Annotated in this window: 14 protein-coding genes; 4 read left to right on the forward strand and 10 right to left on the reverse strand. The window is 61.6% G+C overall.

Annotated elements, in window-relative coordinates; all coding sequences use genetic code 11:
* Positions 1 to 5: 5 nt before the first annotated feature.
* The 3 genes from kdpA to V7116_RS06250 all read right to left on the reverse strand — a co-directional run bounded on the left by kdpA (position 6) and on the right by V7116_RS06250 (position 2,478).
* Positions 6 to 1,748, reverse strand: a complete 1,743-nt coding sequence (gene kdpA / locus V7116_RS06240) for a potassium-transporting ATPase subunit KdpA (RefSeq protein ID WP_324391031.1) — start codon at positions 1,746 to 1,748, stop codon at positions 6 to 8.
* A complete protein-coding gene (gene kdpF, locus V7116_RS06245) occupies positions 1,748 to 1,837 on the reverse strand; it encodes a K(+)-transporting ATPase subunit F (RefSeq protein ID WP_324391032.1) in 90 nt (29 codons plus the stop codon). The genes kdpA and kdpF overlap by 1 nt, the downstream gene beginning before the upstream one ends.
* A 140-nt stretch (positions 1,838 to 1,977) precedes the next feature.
* The gene (locus V7116_RS06250) at positions 1,978 to 2,478 is read right to left on the reverse strand and encodes a hypothetical protein (protein WP_324391033.1); all 501 of its coding nucleotides are present in this window, start codon (positions 2,476 to 2,478) and stop codon (positions 1,978 to 1,980) included.
* A gap of 2,027 nt (positions 2,479 to 4,505) precedes the next feature.
* Between V7116_RS06250 and V7116_RS06255 the strand changes: the two genes are divergently transcribed.
* The 3 genes from V7116_RS06255 to V7116_RS06265 all read left to right on the forward strand — a co-directional run bounded on the left by V7116_RS06255 (position 4,506) and on the right by V7116_RS06265 (position 9,735).
* The gene (locus V7116_RS06255; RefSeq protein WP_324391034.1) at positions 4,506 to 5,078 is read left to right on the forward strand and encodes a non-canonical purine NTP pyrophosphatase; all 573 of its coding nucleotides are present in this window, start codon (positions 4,506 to 4,508) and stop codon (positions 5,076 to 5,078) included.
* An 85-nt stretch (positions 5,079 to 5,163) separates the two neighbouring features.
* On the forward strand, positions 5,164 to 8,355 hold the full coding sequence (locus tag V7116_RS06260) for a hypothetical protein (RefSeq protein WP_324391035.1): 3,192 nt from the start codon (positions 5,164 to 5,166) through the stop codon (positions 8,353 to 8,355).
* Positions 8,356 to 8,367: 12 nt separating this feature from the next.
* Entirely contained in the window at positions 8,368 to 9,735 is a 1,368-nt protein-coding gene (locus V7116_RS06265; RefSeq protein WP_324391036.1) for a hypothetical protein, read from the forward strand.
* Here the strand turns inward: V7116_RS06265 and V7116_RS06270 are convergent.
* The 5 genes from V7116_RS06270 to V7116_RS06290 all read right to left on the reverse strand — a co-directional run bounded on the left by V7116_RS06270 (position 9,725) and on the right by V7116_RS06290 (position 13,959).
* Entirely contained in the window at positions 9,725 to 10,555 is an 831-nt protein-coding gene (locus V7116_RS06270) for a hypothetical protein (protein ID WP_324391037.1), read from the reverse strand. The two genes, V7116_RS06265 and V7116_RS06270, sit on opposite strands and share 11 nt — an antisense overlap.
* A complete protein-coding gene (gene ltaE, locus V7116_RS06275; RefSeq protein ID WP_324391038.1) occupies positions 10,552 to 11,589 on the reverse strand; it encodes a low-specificity L-threonine aldolase in 1,038 nt (345 codons plus the stop codon). The genes V7116_RS06270 and ltaE overlap by 4 nt, the downstream gene beginning before the upstream one ends.
* Before the next feature lie 78 nt (positions 11,590 to 11,667).
* Positions 11,668 to 11,898, reverse strand: a complete 231-nt coding sequence (locus V7116_RS06280) for a hypothetical protein (protein WP_324391039.1) — start codon at positions 11,896 to 11,898, stop codon at positions 11,668 to 11,670.
* 36 nt (positions 11,899 to 11,934) lie between these two features.
* The gene (locus V7116_RS06285; protein WP_324391040.1) at positions 11,935 to 12,879 is read right to left on the reverse strand and encodes a carbon-nitrogen hydrolase family protein; all 945 of its coding nucleotides are present in this window, start codon (positions 12,877 to 12,879) and stop codon (positions 11,935 to 11,937) included.
* A 162-nt stretch (positions 12,880 to 13,041) separates the two neighbouring features.
* Positions 13,042 to 13,959: an RluA family pseudouridine synthase gene (locus V7116_RS06290; protein WP_324391041.1), complete on the reverse strand. Its 918-nt coding sequence runs from the start codon at positions 13,957 to 13,959 to the stop codon at positions 13,042 to 13,044.
* Positions 13,960 to 14,071: 112 nt separating this feature from the next.
* Between V7116_RS06290 and V7116_RS06295 the strand changes: the two genes are divergently transcribed.
* Positions 14,072 to 14,509: an acyl-CoA thioesterase gene (locus tag V7116_RS06295; RefSeq protein ID WP_324391042.1), complete on the forward strand. Its 438-nt coding sequence runs from the start codon at positions 14,072 to 14,074 to the stop codon at positions 14,507 to 14,509.
* Positions 14,510 to 14,515: 6 nt separating this feature from the next.
* On the opposite strand, the gene V7116_RS06300 is transcribed toward V7116_RS06295, so the two are convergent.
* Positions 14,516 to 15,724: a tetratricopeptide repeat protein gene (locus tag V7116_RS06300; RefSeq protein ID WP_324391043.1), complete on the reverse strand. Its 1,209-nt coding sequence runs from the start codon at positions 15,722 to 15,724 to the stop codon at positions 14,516 to 14,518.
* 95 nt (positions 15,725 to 15,819) lie between these two features.
* Positions 15,820 to 17,559, reverse strand: coding sequence for a formate--tetrahydrofolate ligase (locus tag V7116_RS06305; RefSeq protein WP_324391044.1), 1,740 nt, complete (start codon positions 17,557 to 17,559; stop codon positions 15,820 to 15,822).
* Between the last annotated feature and the right edge of the window lie 156 nt (positions 17,560 to 17,715).

Here is a 17,715-nt window from a genome sequence, read left to right on the forward strand (position 1 = left end):
TATCCTTACAGGGCCATCTGCAAGTGTTCGACGATGGGGCCGAGCGCCAGCGCCGGGATGAACGCCAGCGCGCCCACGACAATCACGATACCGATCAACAGCACGACGAACAGCGGCGTATCCGTGGGCAGCGTACCCGCGCCCACCGGCACGGCCTTTTTGCGCGCCAGCGATCCGGCCAACGCCAGGATCGGCACGATGATCCAGTAGCGCGCCAGCAGCATGGAAATGCCCAGCGCCGTGTTGTAGAACGGCGTGTTTGCGCCCAGTCCCGCGAATGCACTGCCGTTGTTGTTTCCGGCGGAGGTGAAGGCGTACAGCACTTCGCTGAAGCCGTGCGCGCCAGGGTTGTAGATCGTCGCCTTGCCATCGTCCGTCACCAGGGCCAACGCCGTGCCGACCAGCACGATCAGCGGCATGATCAGAATGATGACGGATACCATCTTCATCTCGTAGGCTTCGATCTTCTTGCCCAGATATTCCGGCGTGCGGCCCACCATCAACCCGGCCACGAACACCGCGACGATCACGAAGGCCAGCATGCCGTACAGGCCCGACCCCACGCCGCCGAAGATAGTCTCTCCCATATGCATCATGAACAGCGGCACGAGGCCGCCCAGCGGCGTAAACGAATCGTGCATCGCGTTGACCGAGCCGTTCGAGGCGGCAGTGGTGGCTGTCGCCCACAGCGCGGAATTCGCCACGCCAAAGCGCAGTTCTTTGCCCTCCATGTTGCCGCCGGGATTATCGTTGCTGGCGACCTGATCGACGCCCAGCACCGCGATGCGCGGATTACCATGCGCTTCGGCGGCATACGCAGCGAGCGTGAAACCGACCAGCACAATTAGCATCGCGGCGAAGATCACCCACCCCTGGCGTGTGTCACCGACCATCTTGCCGAACGTGTAACACAGCGCCGCCGGAATCAGCAGGATCGACAGCGACTCCAGGAAGTTCGTCAGCGGCGTCGGGTTTTCCAGCGAGTGCGACGAATTGACGTTGAAGAAACCGCCGCCGTTGGTCCCCAACTGCTTGATGGCGATCTGCGACGCCGCCGGACCGAGTGCGATCTGCTGCGTGGTGACGGGGATCCCGTCTGCGCCGGTCACCGGCTGCACGAGTTTCACCGTCGCGGCGTGGTCGAAGGTCTGCACAACACCCTGCGAGACCAGCGCGATCGCCAGGACCACAGACAGCGGCAGCAGGATATACAGCGTGCTGCGCGTCATATCGACCCAAAAATTACCGATGGTTGCGGCGGAGCGGCGCACGATGCCCCGGATCAGCGCGACGAGCACGGCCATGCCCGTGGCTGCCGAGACGAAGTTCTGTACGGTCAGGCCGACCATCTGTGTCAGGTAGCTCATCGTCGTTTCGCCGCCATAGCCTTGCCAGTTGGTGTTGCTGGCAAAACTGATCGCCGTATTGAACGATGAATCGGATGACACACCCGGCAGACTCTGCGGGTTGAGCGGCAGCGCGCCTTGCAGCCGCTGGAGCGCGTAGAGCACGAGCAGGCCAGCCGCGTTGAACATCAGCACAGCCAGTGCATAACCTTTCCAGTTCATTTCGTTTGCGGCGCGCACGTCGGACAGACGGTAAATCAGGCGCTCCACCGGGCCAAGCGCACGATCCAGCGGCGTCGATTGGCCCTCGTAGACCCGCGCCATGTAGCTACCCAATGGTTTGACGGCCAACACCAGCACCAGGGCATACATGCCAATTTGAAGTACGCCATTGGTAGTCATCAGAACACCTCTGGCTTGAGCAGCGCCGCAACCAGATAAACGAGCAGTGCCACGGCAACCACGCCCATCACGACATAGACCGGCATCATTGTTACCCCTCCTGAAGCCGCTCGCATACTACGAGCAAGCCCAACGTCAACACAAAAAACAGCAGCACCGCCGCAACGAACAGCGCGTCCATCGTTTCGATTTCTCCTTGATGCAAGGACCTGGGAAAAGATCCGCTGGATCAGTGGTGGGCCACCAGCGAGCGCACGGAACTATCGGACGCTGTAGGATCCGATTTACGTGCGAGGTCTTGTGGGAATTGAAGCTGCTCAACCAGGAGACAGTGCGCCCGCATCAGTCGATGGCGTAGAAACCAGATCTGGAGCGCGGACCACCCGGGGATGAGGCTCTGCGGCAGGTGAACACATACCGTTTTTGCACCAACTGCCGCCACTGCCTCCGCGATGGCGGCCAGGAAGTCGCTGCACTGCATCACATATAGATTAAACGGCACACCATACCCTTCCGCGATCAATGCATAGTCGCGCAGATCGTATTGAAATTGGGATGAAAGCTGGCGGTAGGGCAAATCGGTACCCAACCAGCTCAAACGCTGCACCGGGACGAAAGCTACGAGCGCCACACCAGTCTGTGTTTCACGAGCCAGAGCACACGCAGCGCGCAGCGCTTTCGCAGTCCACGCCCGCTCTTCAACGATGACCATAGTAGTTTGAGTGGACATTTTGATTTCTCGGTTTTCTACGACGCAAGAACAGCGTTTTGCTGCAAACTACACGCCAAGCCACAGCATGATCGTGATGTGATGGATTGTAGTGCGGAAGCAGTAAGGAAAAGCTCAGGATTAGGGCAGAAGAGGTCAAAAATGTGTAAAGACTAGCCCGCCACGAAACGAATATTGGGCGCATAGCGCCCAATGTTCGTCTGCCTACCAGACGTAATCGATACGCGGCAACAAACCGTGGTTCACATCAAGCCGGAAGATCCATCATACCATTTCCGGGCCGTACCACTCGCTGCTCACGACCAGTCGCATCCATCGCCGCTCGCCCCAGATACAAGCGCAGCCGGTACGCGGATTTCTGGCCCGGATCGTGGTCCTGGCTGTGGGCATCGACGCCGAGGCAGGCGAGCTCGCCGTGGGGCGGCAGCGCCAAGGGAGGCGCAGCCGTCGCAAATGACGGATCTTCTGCGGAATCACCCACCTGCTAAGCTGCTTAAATCCACTTACTTGCCGACTAGCGCTCATTAAACACAAGGAGCCCCCAGTTCAAGTCTGGGCCTCGGCATTCAGTCTTCCCTTCAACTTCGTGGACTTGAACGAGTTGAAGGTACGAAGTACATTGCGCAGACAACCAGTTTTTCTTGCGCAACCCAATGGCTTATCTGCCATTGCAGGTAAGCCATTTTTTATGCGGCCTTTTACGATCATATCTTCTGCCATTTTATTGCCGCCTCTGTCGGGCACAACCAGGACAAGGCTGCCGCTCGATTGCATAGTCCGCACATCCCCAGCCCCCTAACCTCCTCACCTGCCTGATTTAAGGAGCAATTAAGGTTATTTGAGCCGCAAATAACCATCGCCCGGGGCACTGGATGTATAGTGACACCGATAGTGAATTGCCGCACAAAGGAGAGAGTAGTCGCAGAAACCGGACACATACTCAACGGAACCGTGCGCGTATCACCCGGTGGGAACGTCGCCTCATCGAACTATTGTCCACAGGGATGGAGTCTGTACAGAACGAATAGGGCTGGCCGTGGGCGGCGCAGTCATCATTACATCCTGCCTAATGGAATCGGGTTGTGATCGGGATCGCTGGTGCTAGCCATGCCGTTTTTAGACATGGCAGCCACGCTCCCCGCATAAGAACGCCTCACAATGGTGGAATGTGAAGATAAAACTATGACTGACATGACTGACAGCACACTGAATCGCCGGCAGTTTCTGAAGATCACGGGCTGTGGAGCTTTTGTCGCGGCGGTCGGGACTGGCTGTGCTGCAAAAGCGGCTGAAGCTGCGTGCCCTTACGATATGGTCAACGATCCCTATCCGGGCCAGTGCCATCGTTACACGGACCTGAATGGCAGCGGGTTCTGCGATTATTCTGAAGTCAATGCAAGCAGCGAGGTCACGACTGCTGCCACCGCCGCCCCAACGATTGCTGCAACAAGCACAGCAGCCCCTACAGCGACACCAGACGCCACCGAAAATGAACCTGCGGCTACCCAAAGTGTACCCACTGCCACTGAGAGCATACCTACCGCCACTCAGAACGTGCCCACCGCAACCGCCAGTTCATCGGACTCAGTCCTCTGCAATAACGGATGCAGCTATCCGGGTAGATGCGGGCGCTATCTCGATACGAACGGAACGGGCCGCTGCGATTTGAGCGAGTTCACCGCCTCCCAGGCGCAAGCCGCCGGAGGGCAGTTGGCCGCAGCAGCGTTATCCTCCGGCCGCGGACCAGGAGGGCGTCATTAGGCGCGACGACTAATCCCGGCAACATATCAGGAGGGCTGGCAGCGTTGAACTGCCAACCCTCCTCGCATATGGACGCAATTTAAAAACGGAAAGCTTCCACGAAATTTATCCAGATCAGGCAAACTCACGGCTAACGAGGTTAAAATCCTGCGTTCAGATGGTAGAATTCCCCAGGGACACACGATCCGCTGTTGCTGTTGAGCCTTACCACGCGATAGGATCGCTCGCAGATGCGGGCTGCTGCGCAGTTGACGTCAGGAGATGGGATGGCGGCGCGAACATTAACCTTTGTCTCTTCCAACGAAGAGAAATTCCATGAGATCCGCGATGCAGTGGCGGCGAGCGGTGTAACGCTCGTCCGGCTATCGCTGGATCTCCCTGAAATCCAATCCATCGATCCGGCGGAAGTTGCCGGGTACAAAGCCCAGCGTGCCTATGAGATCCTCGGGACTGCGGTACTGGTCGAAGACACGGGTCTCGCGCTCACGGCCTGGAACGGATACCCCGGCGCGCTCATCAAATGGGTTTTGAAAGCCGTCAGCGAAGAGGGATTGTGCCGCCAGCTCGACGCCTGGAGCGATCGCAGCGCCACGGCGACCGTCGTCCTCTGCCTGCACGACGGCCAGACACAGCACTGTTTTACCGGCACGACCGATGGCGCCATTACGCTGCACCCGCGTGGCACGTTCGGTTTCGGATGGGATAGCATCTTCCAGCCTGCCGGGTCAGATCTCACGTATGGAGAAATGCCACGTGAGGCCAAAATGCAAATTTCGATGCGAGCGCGGGCCGTAGCCGGGTTAAGCAGCCATCTTTTGACCAGCACATCGCGTGCGTAGCCTGATAAGCCACCTTTGAGTACAATAGGCTTGCTGAACCGGGTGGAGCCTTGCACAATGCAGCGAGAACTGGGCAGGACCGTTCGTGCCAGATTCTGACGTCTTCCATCTTCAACGGTTGTACTTCGGAACCCTCATTTCCGACGATGGCCGCGTTTCGCCCACACCGGGCGTCATTGCGCGCACCGGGGCGATTACCCCGGCGCATGTCGCGGAGTGTCTGCGCGTGGCGCGGCTTGCGCCGCCCCTGCCCGGCGACACCAGTTCGGAGATGCCGGGGGCATTCGGGGTGTTCCGTGGCGAAAGCGTGGACATCGTCCTGGCGAAAGCGCAGCGCAATGACGCGGGCTATCCGCAGCTGCTCTTCATCCTCACCCCTCTGGCGGCGATGCGGGCGCTTGAGGGCAACGTAAGCGCGTTCGAATCCCTGGCCCTGATGGAGATGCCATCTTTCTCCACCATCCGGCGTAATCTTGTGCCGTTCGATCTGCTCAAACCCGCTCCCGGTACGCCAGAAGAACAGGCCGACCTGCTGATCGAGCTGTTGATGATTTGCCAGGACTCCTACAAGACACTGGAAGGGCTGCTCTCCACGCTCATCGAGGGCCAGCCGCTTGCCATCGTAAACAGTCCTGTCTCCACGTCCAAACGGCTGCGGTTCGTGCAGGCGCTGCTCGCCCTGCTGCCTGTTCCCGCCCGCATCACGGCGACCTTTGCCACCTACGTCAACGCGCCGCAGGCGTCGCCCGCACAGATCAAGTTCCTCAGCAGTTATGCCGTCCCGGAGCAGCACGTCGTTTTTGACTGGGATCACGCCAAACTGCTGACATCCGTACCCAAACATTCGTACAGCTCGTACATCCTGCGCCAACTTCGCCTGGACCCGTCTCTGGTCGTCCAGCAAACGCAGGAAATGGCGCGTACGGCGGTCTGGCGTACGATGCACCGCGAAGACCTCAGCACAGCCCTGAACTGGGTCTCACGCCGCGCCGCAATCGACCACACCGTACGCGACGGCATGCCGGTCGATCGCAAGCTGGTGGCGTCCGTGCTGCGCGAAGACCCCACCCTGCCGCCCGATCTGCGCCAGATTTACGCGCGGCACCTGATCGTCATGGCGCTGGCCGTCAACGACCTCACCTGCGCCGACGTGATCCCGGCGGTCTCGGTCAGTAGTGAAGACATCGCCGCGACCATCACGACCCACCTGCAAACGGCCATCCAGAACAAACAGGCTGAGGCCGTGTACGCCCTGCTCCAGCGCTGGATATTGGGCGTGCCGGACACGTTGGCCGCGCAGTGGCAGCCCAGCCTCCAGGCGGCGGCCAAAGCCCGCCTGCGCGACATGGTGGAGCACAACGACGCCGCCGGTGCCGCGGAATTCCTGGGCAGCCTCAAAGAAGCGCATCCCAGCCTGGGCCTGGAACCGGTCATCTCCGACATGATCGCGATTGCGCAGCCCGCCAGCCGCACCCAGCCTAATCTGGCGCACGCGGTCTTTTTGCTCGCCGCGCAAACGCAGCCGCTCGGTGAATTCCAGCGCCTCCTGTCCGATCCGGTCTTCACGAAACAGCTTCCCGAAGTGACGCGCACTGCCGTCGAATATTTGAGCGCCAAAACACCCCAGCCTGCCCTGCCCCATGTGCTCGACTACGGGGCCAGGGTCTACGGCGAAAGCCTCTATGCGCTTGTGATGGCGCGCCTCATCGAATGGGCTTTGGCGGCGCGCAAGAACGGCCTGATCGATACGCAGGCGCTCACGGCGCTGCTGGCAATTTCGCGTTCGAAAGAGCAAGACAGGTTCCTCACCCTCATCCAGCACGTCGTGGAAGATTTCAGCCAGCCCGCGTTTGTCACGTCCCTGGATGCGCCGGGGCCGCGCCTGCTGGTTCAGCTCCTGCTTCAAATCGGCAGTTATAATCAGGCGATTGGCCTGCTCGAAATGTACCAGAACGCGATTTTCCGCGGCGAACGGTTCGAGGAATTCACACGTCTGGCAGGCGAGGTCTTCACGACGGTCGATCTCCCCGGCGAGCAAATGCAGGCCGCTCTCACACACCTGGAAGGCAGCCAGATCCGGCCCGAACCGCGCACAGCTATCTTCTGTGCAGCGCTCGTCAATCGCCAGTGGGCCGCAGACCAGGACTACGCGGCGCGGCGGCTCACCACCATGATCTTCAATGACAACCACCTGATTGAAGTCATCGGGCCGGACAACACGCTCAAACTGCTGGCGATGCACGGCCAGCGCCGCAACGCGCTCGATACGCTGCGGGTAGGCGCATCGATGGTCGATCACATCCTGGCATCAGGCATGGACGGTTCGGTGCTTGTCACGCGCATGTGGCCGCACATCAACTGGGACAACGATGTATCCGATGCCGCGCTGGAGCTGCTGCGGCGCTACATTCGCGGCGTGCGCGCCGAACAGGTTCCGGTGCTGCTGGCCTATTTCACCCAGTCGCTTCGTTCCGACGTCGGGCGGGCGCTGCAAGCCTCGTGGCTGATGCGCCTCGCCATGAACAACGCCGGTCTGGTGCGGTTTTCCGAATCGGTCCACACCACATCCCGGCTGCTCATCGATCTCGCCAGCACCTACCACGCGAGCAAGGAACTGCCGCCCAACCACCGCGTCCGGCGCGACCTCGACCAGATGACCGGCGGGCTGTCCGAGCAAGAACGTACGCGCGTGGCGCAAAACCTGCTCCGCATCATGGAACAGATTTACGACCTCAGCAGCGACGCCGCCCGGCAGCGCGGCAGAATGTCGTCCGAGGATCGACTGCTGCGCGGTGACGTGTCGCCGCAGTCAGGGCTGGATTTGTTGCGCTTCATTGGCGGGCAATATGGTGACCATAAGCCCATTCCGCTCGAACTGGAACGCGAGTCGATGGCGCACCTGTTCGGGACGCGCTCGGCAGCGATGTTCCTGCGCGAAACGGACACGATCGTCCAACTGCTCGACGGGCTTCAGGCGGCGTTTAAAGGCAAACGCTTCGACGACATGCCGCCCGCCGCGCTCACGAGCGAGCTGGACAGCCTGTGGGGCACGCTCTCGCTCTACAACCAGCGCCGCATTCAGGATCAGTTCGCTTCAGACTGCCAGCATCTTGCAGCAGTCATCAGCATCATTGCCGACCCCTCCGCCGACCGGGTGATCGGCAGCGGCAGCCTCGCCCAGCAGCTTGAAAGCGGTCAACGCCAGCCGCGCAACGCCCTCGAAGCGCTGCGCTGGATTCATGGTTACTTTGCGCGCAAACACCGCACACGGGCCTGAGTGGATAGCCAGATGCACCCTCTTTTCGTGTGCTTATCCCGGCTGCTGCTGGCAAGCCTCTTGCTTGGCGTGATTCTGGGGGCCGCCGGGTGTAGCCGCTTCACTGATTCCGGCGATCCTGCGCCCGGCACATCCGAATCGGTTCCCCCCACTCCCAACAGCGAAGCATTGCGCATCAGCAGCGAGCCAATCACCGGCTCCCGCCTGCGTATCACGCTCACTGACCTGGAACTGCTCAAGCGTGACGCCGATGCAGAGGCGCAGATCTTCGTGCTGCTGGCGGACGATCAGGGCGCGTACGCCTACCTGCTCTATCCGGCCAACCGCGCCGGAGACGCCTCCGACACGTTCGCGCTGACGACCTACCCGCTCGATCTTGGCATCAGCGACGAAACGCGCACCGTGACCCTCTGGGTCCTGGCTTTACACAACTGGCGCTACACCAGCGCTGAGTCGTTCGGGATCGATGCGCTGGCATCAAGCCTTGCGGTAGGCTTTCGCAGTTGGCTGCGCCGGGGCGATCCGCAGGACGATCCGCTGGCTGCCGTTGTCAGCGCGTCAGATGGGGCGCTCTACGAGTGGTTCGCGGGCATCGAAGTACTCGGCCAGGGCCTCGTGCGCTTCGCGCCCGATGAGGGGTGGCCGCCTGGCGAAGACACCCTGACCACCGCTGACGGCGGCATCGTCGCGGACTATACGATCCAGGTGATTCCGTCCAACAACACGGTTGCGATCCCCTCCGGACCCACACCGGTATTCCCCACCGCCGCCCGCGCCGGATATGCGCTGGCCGTGGATGAGACCTTCGCGGGCGGAGTCAGCGCCGCCTCCTGGTACGAGGGCAGCGACAGCACCTACACCAACGAAATTGTGGACGGCGCATACGAGATCAAGCTGCGCGACATACAGGATCGAGGTTTCGCGCGCTCGTGGGGGTCGATTGAGGAGCGCCAGTTTACGAATTACACCGTGGAGGCGCAAGTGCGCCTGCTGGAGCAGGATGCCCAGACCGCGGAATATGGCCTGTGGCTGCACTACCAGGACGACTACAATTTCATCTATTTCGGCATTTCCAACAACAGCGCCTATCGGGTTGCGGTCGTCCAGCAAAACCAGCCCACGCGCGAGCTTCAGCCCTGGACCGTTTCCGATGCCATCCAGCCGGGTGCGGCGACGAATATTCTCACCGCAGAAACCACTGCTGATGGCGACTTGAGCCTGTACGCCAATGGCGTACTGTTGGGCACGTTCCATGACGAGGCGTTTACCGGTGGTTCGGTCGCGTTCTTTTGTTATGCGGAAAGCGTGCCAACCACCTGCCAGTTGGAGCGGATTCGCATCTGGCAGGCGAGGAGCAGCGCGACCGCCCCTAGCCCGTAAGGATCATGGGAGCCAGCAGCAGCAGCGATCCGGCGGTCACCTGGCAGATCAGGCTCGCAGCCAGTCCGTGCCGGAAGTTCACGTAGCCGTACAGGAAATTGAGCAGTACCAGCACCGCCCCATACACCACCGCCACCGCCGGGGAACCACCCAGATCCAGCTCCGGGAAGAACAGCAGCACCGACCACAAGCTCGCCAGCAACGAGACCGTCAAAAACGAATGGACGCGCTGCATCGCCCCACGGAAAAACAGCGTTTCAGCCAGCGGCATCACGAATAATGTGGCCTGCGCCACCCAGGTGATCAGCAGCGTATTATCCTGACGCGATGCTCCGAACAGCCGCTCGGACGTCACCGCCAGCGTATCGCCACCGACCAGCATCAGCGCGCCGCCGCTCAGTCCCCCCAGCGCCAGCCCCCAGATCAGATCGCCAGGATCGGTCGCCTTGCGCGTCCCGCTGCCCAGCACGAAGGCCGTGCCGCCCATCAGCGCCAGGAACGCCCACAGCAGGATGTACCGCGTATCCCCGTCAATCGGCGTCAGGCCCACGCTGAGCGCCATCGCCATCACGTAGCCAAAAACCGGATCGAGATCCTGGCGGCTGGCGCGCGGCTTTGGCGGTTCCTCCTCGTCCGGCTCCTCGCTCCACACGTCTTCCTCGCCGATCTCGGCGGGTTCGTCGTCCTCTGCGCGCAGCGGGATCGCCTGCGGCGGGTAGCTCGTGCGCGGGCGGCTGCGGTCGAGCGGCTGCATCGGGCGCAGAACGGGCTGTTCCTCGTCCTCCTCGGGCTTATCCGGGCCGCCAAAGAAACGGTTCACGACAGCTCCTCTTGCAGCGCCACCAGCACTTCGATGACATGCTCGGGGCGAATCCAGTAATGCGTCACGGCACGGAACGTGCGCTCGTCCATGTCCAGAATATACACATTATGCGTCTTGAGCCGTTCCGCCAGTTCCGGCGCGGTGATCCCGGCATCCTCGCGCAGCGAGAAGAACATCATGTTCGTCTGCACGCGGTCCAGATCGATCTCGATCTGCGGCAGTTCGGAAAGCCCTTCCGCCAGCAGCCGCGCGTTGGCGTGATCCTCACCCAGCCGTTCGGTCATGTCGTGCAGCGCAATCAGACCTGCCGCCGCGAGCACACCCGCCTGCCGCGTGCCGCCGCCCAGCATTTTGCGATTCCGCCGCGCGTGTTTGATGAAGTCCTTCGAGCCGACCAGCACCGACCCAACCGGCGCGCACAGCCCCTTCGACAAACAGAAGCTCACACTGTCGGCAGCCTCTACCAGATCGGCCACGTTGCAGTCGAGCGCCGTCGCCGCGTTGAAGATCCGCGCACCGTCGATGTGGAGCGTGAGGCCGTGTTCGTGCGCCAACGCCCCGACTTCCTCAATATACGGCTTGGGAATGGGGATGCCACCCACCGATCCCTGGGTATTTTCAAGCTCGATCATGCGCGTCGTCGGGTAGTGCACATCCTCCGAGCGGATCGCGCGCCGGATCGCGTCCAACGGCAGCGTGCCGTCCGGCTGAACCGGGATCAGGTGCGACTGCACGCCACCCAGCCCGGCCATACCGCCCACCTCGTGCTCGAAGGTATGCGCTCTATCGCCAATGATCGCCTCGTCGCCGCGCCCGCAGTGCGTCAAAATCGCCACCAGGTTGCCCATCGTACCGCTGGAAACGAACAACCCGGCCTCTTTGCCCAACCGCTCCGCCGCCTCTGCCTCCAGGCGGTTCACGGTCGGATCTTCTCCAAAAACGTCGTCACCGACTTCGGCTTCGGCCATCGCCTTGCGCATGTCTGCCGTGGGCCACGTTACCGTATCGCTCCGCAAATCAACACGATCCACGTTTTACACTCCATTGAAAATGATGAAAACCCGCCCGGCGTCGATCACGCGGGGCGGGCAGTTTTCCACCTAATTTAGTTATAAGACCGCGAAAAACAGCACCGCCAGGGCGATGACAATAGCAATCCCGCAGAACGCGATCAATTCCAACACGCTGAGCGCCGCGATCAGCGCTGGCAGCGCGACGATCACCTTGATCGCACGCTGCACCCATCCGGGCATTTCCTGGGCGTCAGCGAACTCGGTCGGCGCGCCGACGTAAAACGGCTCGTTATCCGGCTTATCGGGTTTCTGTTCGCCGTCGATCATGGTCCTTCACCTGTCCGGCGGCCCGCACGGGCCGCGCTAGTAGCGCCGCACCAGCGCGCGATAAACGGAAGGCTGGCGCGCCTGGATCGTCTGCCGGTCCTCGCGGTGGCGGCGAACATCGTCCAGATCGAATCGCGCCACAGCGAACCCTTCTGGCGGCTGGCTGGGCTTGGCCTCTTTAGCAGCCTTCGGCTCGGCTTTCTTTTCAGCCTTCTCCGGCGCTTTTTCCCCGTCTTCGGGCTTTTCGTCGGTCTTTTCGGGCGCTTCCGGCTTTTCCGGTTCGGGCGCAGGCGTTTCCAGGTACGCGTACGTCTTGCCACCCGGCCCCACCACCATGCTTTCGCCGCCGAAGTTCAGCGTCACGTCTTCGCCTGCACGGTTGGCAGCGGCCACAAACAGTCCATTTTCATACGAGCGAGCGCGCACAAACGTACGCCATTCTTCCATCTCGTCGGCTTCCCAGTTCGCCATCACGGCCAGCAGCTCCGCGCCGTCGAGTGTCATCGCGCGCGCCACTTCAGGGAACGCCAGATCCCAGCCCAGCATCAGGCCCAGCACGCCAAATTCCGTCTCGAAGACGGGCAGCCGGAAGCCCTCACGGAACGCCATACGTTCCTCGCCGCGCAGGTGAATCTTGTTGTAGCTGCCGACCAGCTCGCCGTCCGGACCGACCAGCACCGCCGAGTTATACAGCACGCTTTCGACACGTTCTTTGGCGGCCATGCCGAACGCGATATAGACGCCGTATTCCGCCGCGCGCTGCGCCATCACGTTCACGCTGGGGCCGGGAATACGCTGGGCCAGTTCGGTGAACCGCACGCCCAGCTCGTAACCGCTGGTCACCAGTTCTGGAAAAACAATGAGGTCAACTTTTTGCTGCGAGGCGATCTTGGACACAAAGTCCGACATCTTTACCAGATTGTCTTCAAGCTCGCCCAGGGCCGGTTTCATTTGAACCGTGGCAACCGTGATCTCACGCATGGAATCTCCTCATTCGTGGGGATGAGTGGTTGGCTTTAATCGGGGGAATATACTCTGAGTCCCTGGGAAGGTACTGTAGCGCCAAACCCCCGTTCTCGCAACTACGCTCGCGACGCAGCGCCCCCTGACAGGACTATTTTCCCGCCTGGATGCCGCCCGATCTCACGCCCGCAGCTTATTCAGCACGGCTTCCAGCGCAGCAGGCAGCGGTGACTCAACGGTGACCGTCTCGTCCGTGTCCGGCTGCCGGAACGTGATCGACGCCGCGTGCAAAAAATGCCGCTTCATCTTGATCGTCTGTTTGCGCCGCCCATACACCGTATCGCCCACGACCGGATGGTCAACGAACGCCATATGCACGCGGATCTGGTGTGTGCGACCCGTTTTAGGGAACGCCTCGATCAGCGCGTAATCGCCCAGCAGCTCCAACACGCGGAACTCCGTCACCGATTCGCGCCCGTCACGTACCACGGCCATCCGCTTGCGCTGCGCGGAGTCGCGGCCAATCGGCGCGTCGATGATGCCTTCGCTCGTCTCCGGCACGCCCTCTACCAGCGCGATATAGCGCTTCGAGACGGTGCGCGCTTTGAACTGATCGCGCATCGTTTCCAGCGCATCCGGCGTCTTGGCGATGACGATCACGCCCGACGTTTCCTTGTCCAGCCGGTGCACGATCCCCGCGCGATCCGGCTCGCTGAAGGCCGCGATCTCCGGCCAGCGCGCCAGCACCGCATTGACCAACGTACCGCCCGAATGCCCTACCGCCGGATGCACAACCATCCCGGCGGGCTTGTCGATCACCGCCACGCACTCGTCTTCGTACAGCACTGTCAGCGGGATCGCCTCCGGCGCCGGTGCGGAAGCTTCCTCGACCACGGGCACATTCACCACGACCGTTTCGCCGCCCTCGACTCGGTAGGACGCCTTGCCGGGTTTGCCGTTCACCATGACCTGCCCATCTCGAATCAGCGCCTGAATCTGCGACCGAGACAGGACCTCGAAATGCGCAGCCAGCATCTTATCCAGCCGGTCGCCACTCGCTTCCGCGACGAACTCGACCGGCTCAAATGAATCACTCATCGTGCGATACGCTCCATTATCTGGCTGAACCAACCCGATCATAACGCGTTGCCGAACGCGCACACACTCGCTAGAATGCAGTCGGGTCCTATTGAAGTGGGAGAAAAAGAAAGTGGCTCCGACGGATCGCTTCGTCTCCGAAAATCAGTTTTTCGTGCGCTACGCCGAAACCGACGCGATGGGAATCACCCACCACTCTACTTACATTATCTACTTTGAAGAGGCGCGCAGCCACTATTCGCGCGTGCAGGGCGCGAGCTACGCGGATTTCGAGCGCAGCGGCTACTGGCTGACGGTGGGCGAAGTCCACGCCCGCTACATGGTCCCCACGCGCTACGCGCAGTTGATCGCGGCGCGCTGCTGGCTTGAGGATCTGCGCAGCCGCACCGTAACGTTTGGCTACGAAATCGCGGACGTGGAAACGGGTCAGGTGTGCGTCACCGGCTACTCAAAGCACGTCTGCATCGATCATAACGGGCGCGTGAGCCACATCCCGGAGAGCTGGGCCTCCGTCATGCGCGCCGGAATTCCATCTGGCAGCGCGGACTGATCGCCCTCACCCTGCCAGCGACACGATCAGATAGCCAAACGACGCGATATTCAGCGCCAGCAGCAGCACGATACCCGCCACACGCAGCAGGGTTGCCGCGCCGAATCCGCCTGATACCGCCTCGATATCTTTGGGAATGGCGCGGAAATACGCCTCTCTGCCCAACGCGGCGGCAGGCGTCGGCGCGGACGGACGATCGGCGGGTTTTGCGGCAGGCTGAATCGGGGCAGGCGCGGGGGCAGGCGATTGATCTTCCTCGTCCTCAAATGCAAACGCCTGCCTGCCCGGCACGGGTGCCGGTGCAGATGCGATGCTGGCCGCACTCTGGTTCCAGAACGAATCGTCATCTTCGGAAAGCGCAGCAGGTTGAGCGGGCGGCGGCGAGGACGCCATCATCGTGGGCAGATCGTCCTCATCCTCGTATCCGGCAAACGGATCGTCCTCAATCACGGGGACGGATCGCGCAGGCGCGGGCGGCTCACGGCGCGGCGGCATCGTGGGGAAATCGTCATCAAGCCTCTGCGCGCCCAAAAATGGTGAGGGGGAATTCTGCTGTGGTGAACTGCTGCCGTCACCCGGTCCCAGATTCAGGCCTTGCAGCCAATTATCGTACTCTTCTTCAGACGGCAGATCGACCTGCTTACCGCTGCCGTACGCCGCCGGACGATCATCACGGCCCCAATCAACGCTGGTCGCGGGCGCAAATGGATCGGAATCCGAGCTTACATTTGGCGGAGAATCGCTCTCTGGCAGCCAGTTTCCAAAGGGACTCTCATCTTTAGCGGGTGCCTCGGCATTACGCACGCCCGGCTTCACCTGAATATCGCTCAGGCTGTCGATGAGGCTGTCACCCGACACCATATCGAATTCAGCCCCGATTGGAGCCGAGCCCCGTGAGGATGGCCCTGCTTCACCGGCCAGCCACGACGGAAGACCGGGCGCGGGGCGCGCCTGCCGCCCCTGGGTCTCGATCATGCGGCCTATTGCATCCAGGCCCTGTCGCGCCTGTGTGTTACGCGGGTTGAGCGCCAGCACGTTTTCGAGGCAAATCTGCTGATCCTCAAGCGTCTCGACCACCGCGCTCAGCCACCACCACGCCTGTTCGCTTTGTTCGTCCTGTTCGATCACGCTCAGCAGCAGCGTGCGCGCCTGGTCGATGCGACCCGCCTGATACGCAGCGGTCGCTTGCTTAAGGAGCGAATTAACTTCGGCCATCTCCCGTCCCCTCATCGCAGCCCAAAACGAACGTACGCCGGTGTGAAGACCCGGCGTACGTTATCATACCATATGGTCTTTATTCGTGCGCGCGCTTAGAACAGGCCCTTGACGCGCCCGTTCTCGTCGATGTCCACATCCATGAACGCGGGATGCGACGGCAGACCGGGCATGGTGCTCATTTTGCCCAGCAGCGGGTATACGAACCCCGCGCCGACGCTGGCCCGCACTTCGCGCACCGGGACAGTGAATCCCGTCGGCACGCCCTTCTTGCTCGGATCGTGGCTCAGGCTGAGGTGCGTCTTCGCCATGCAGATCGGCAGGTTGCCATAGCCCGCCTGCTCGTACTGCTTGATCTGGCGCTCCGCGACATCTTCGTACTCGACGCCATCCGCGCCATACACTTCCTTGGCGATGATCTCGATCTTCGACTTCAGCGGCAGATCCAGCGGGTACAGGAAGTTGAAGTTGGACGGCTGGTCGCAGGCCGAGACGACCGCTTCAGCCAGTTCAACCGCACCGTCGCCACCATGCGCCCAGTGATCGGACATCACCGCCGCGTACGCGCCTGCTTCCAACGCGATCCGTTCCACCAGCTTGACCTCGGCATCGGTATCCGCTGAGAAGCGGTTGACCGCCACCACCACCGGCACGCCGAACTTCCGCGCGATCTCGATGTGCTTGGCGAGATTTGCGCCACCCTTTTCGAGCAGTTCCAGGTTCTCGCTGGTATAGGCGCTGTCCAGCGGGCGGCCCGGCACGACGCGCGGCCCACCGCCGTGCATCTTCAGCGCGCGGATGGTCGCTACCAGCACGACCGCGTTGGGAACCAGTCCCGACGCGCGGCATTTGATGTTGAAGAACTTCTCCATGCCGATATCCGCACCGAAGCCGCTCTCCGTCACCACGTAGTCGCCCAGGCGCAGCGCGATCTGGTCGGCCAGGATGCTGCTGTTGCCGTGCGCGATGTTGGCGAACGGTCCTGCGTGCACGAATGCGGGCTGGCCTTCGAGCGTCTGCATCAGGTTCGGCATGATTGCGTCCTTCAGCAGCACGGCCACCGCCCCGGCGACGCCCAGATCTTCGAGCGTGATCGGCACGCCCTTCTTGTTCGTGCCTACGATCACGCGGCTGACGCGCTCGCGCAGGTCCTTCAGGCTCGTCGTCAGCGCCAGGATCGCCATCAGCTCGCTGGCAACCGTGATGTCGTAGCCGGTCTGCCGTTCCAGCCCGTCTACCTTATCGCCCAGGCCGATAATCACGTGCCGCAGCGCGCGGTCGTTCATGTCCACCACGCGGTTCCAGGTCAGGCCGTACGGGTCGATATCAATCCGTTCCAGCCCCGCCTCCGCGAGCTTCTCGTCGGTCATGCGATATTCGTGGAACCAGCGGGCATCGATCGCCGCCGCGACGAGGTTGTGCGCCGCCGTAATGGCATGAATGTCGCCGGTCAGGTGCAGGTTGAAGTCTTCCATCGGGATGACCTGGCTGTAACCGCCGCCTGCCGCCCCACCCTTGATGCCGAAGGTCGGGCCCATGCTCGGCTGGCGAATGCACGTCACGGCGTTGTGCCCCAGGCAACCCAGCGCCTGCGTCAGCCCCACGGTCGTCGTGGTCTTGCCCTCACCCAGCGGCGTCGGCGTGATCGCGGTCACGTCGATGTATTTACCCAGCGGGCGATCCTGATACTTATTGAGCACATCGAGGTGCACTTTGGCTTTGTACTTGCCGTAAAAATCGAGATCGTCTTCATCCAGACCCAGTTTATGCGCAATGTCGATAATAGGACGGACATGTGCAGCCTGGGCGATTTCGAGATCACTTGGTACGGTCATTCTGAATTTTCTCCATGAAACGACGGTAATTTTACGATAGTGGCGTCAACACAACGCCCTGACGGAAAGAAGCTATTCAGCACACCCACTCCACTGTAGCGCGCTATCACCACTACCCGCAAGTGCGCTTCACATGTATTCGGCGCGCAAAAGATC

The sequence above is a fragment of the Aggregatilinea sp. genome, from assembly GCF_036822615.1.
In the GTDB taxonomy this organism is placed as follows: domain Bacteria; phylum Chloroflexota; class Anaerolineae; order Aggregatilineales; family Aggregatilineaceae; genus Aggregatilinea.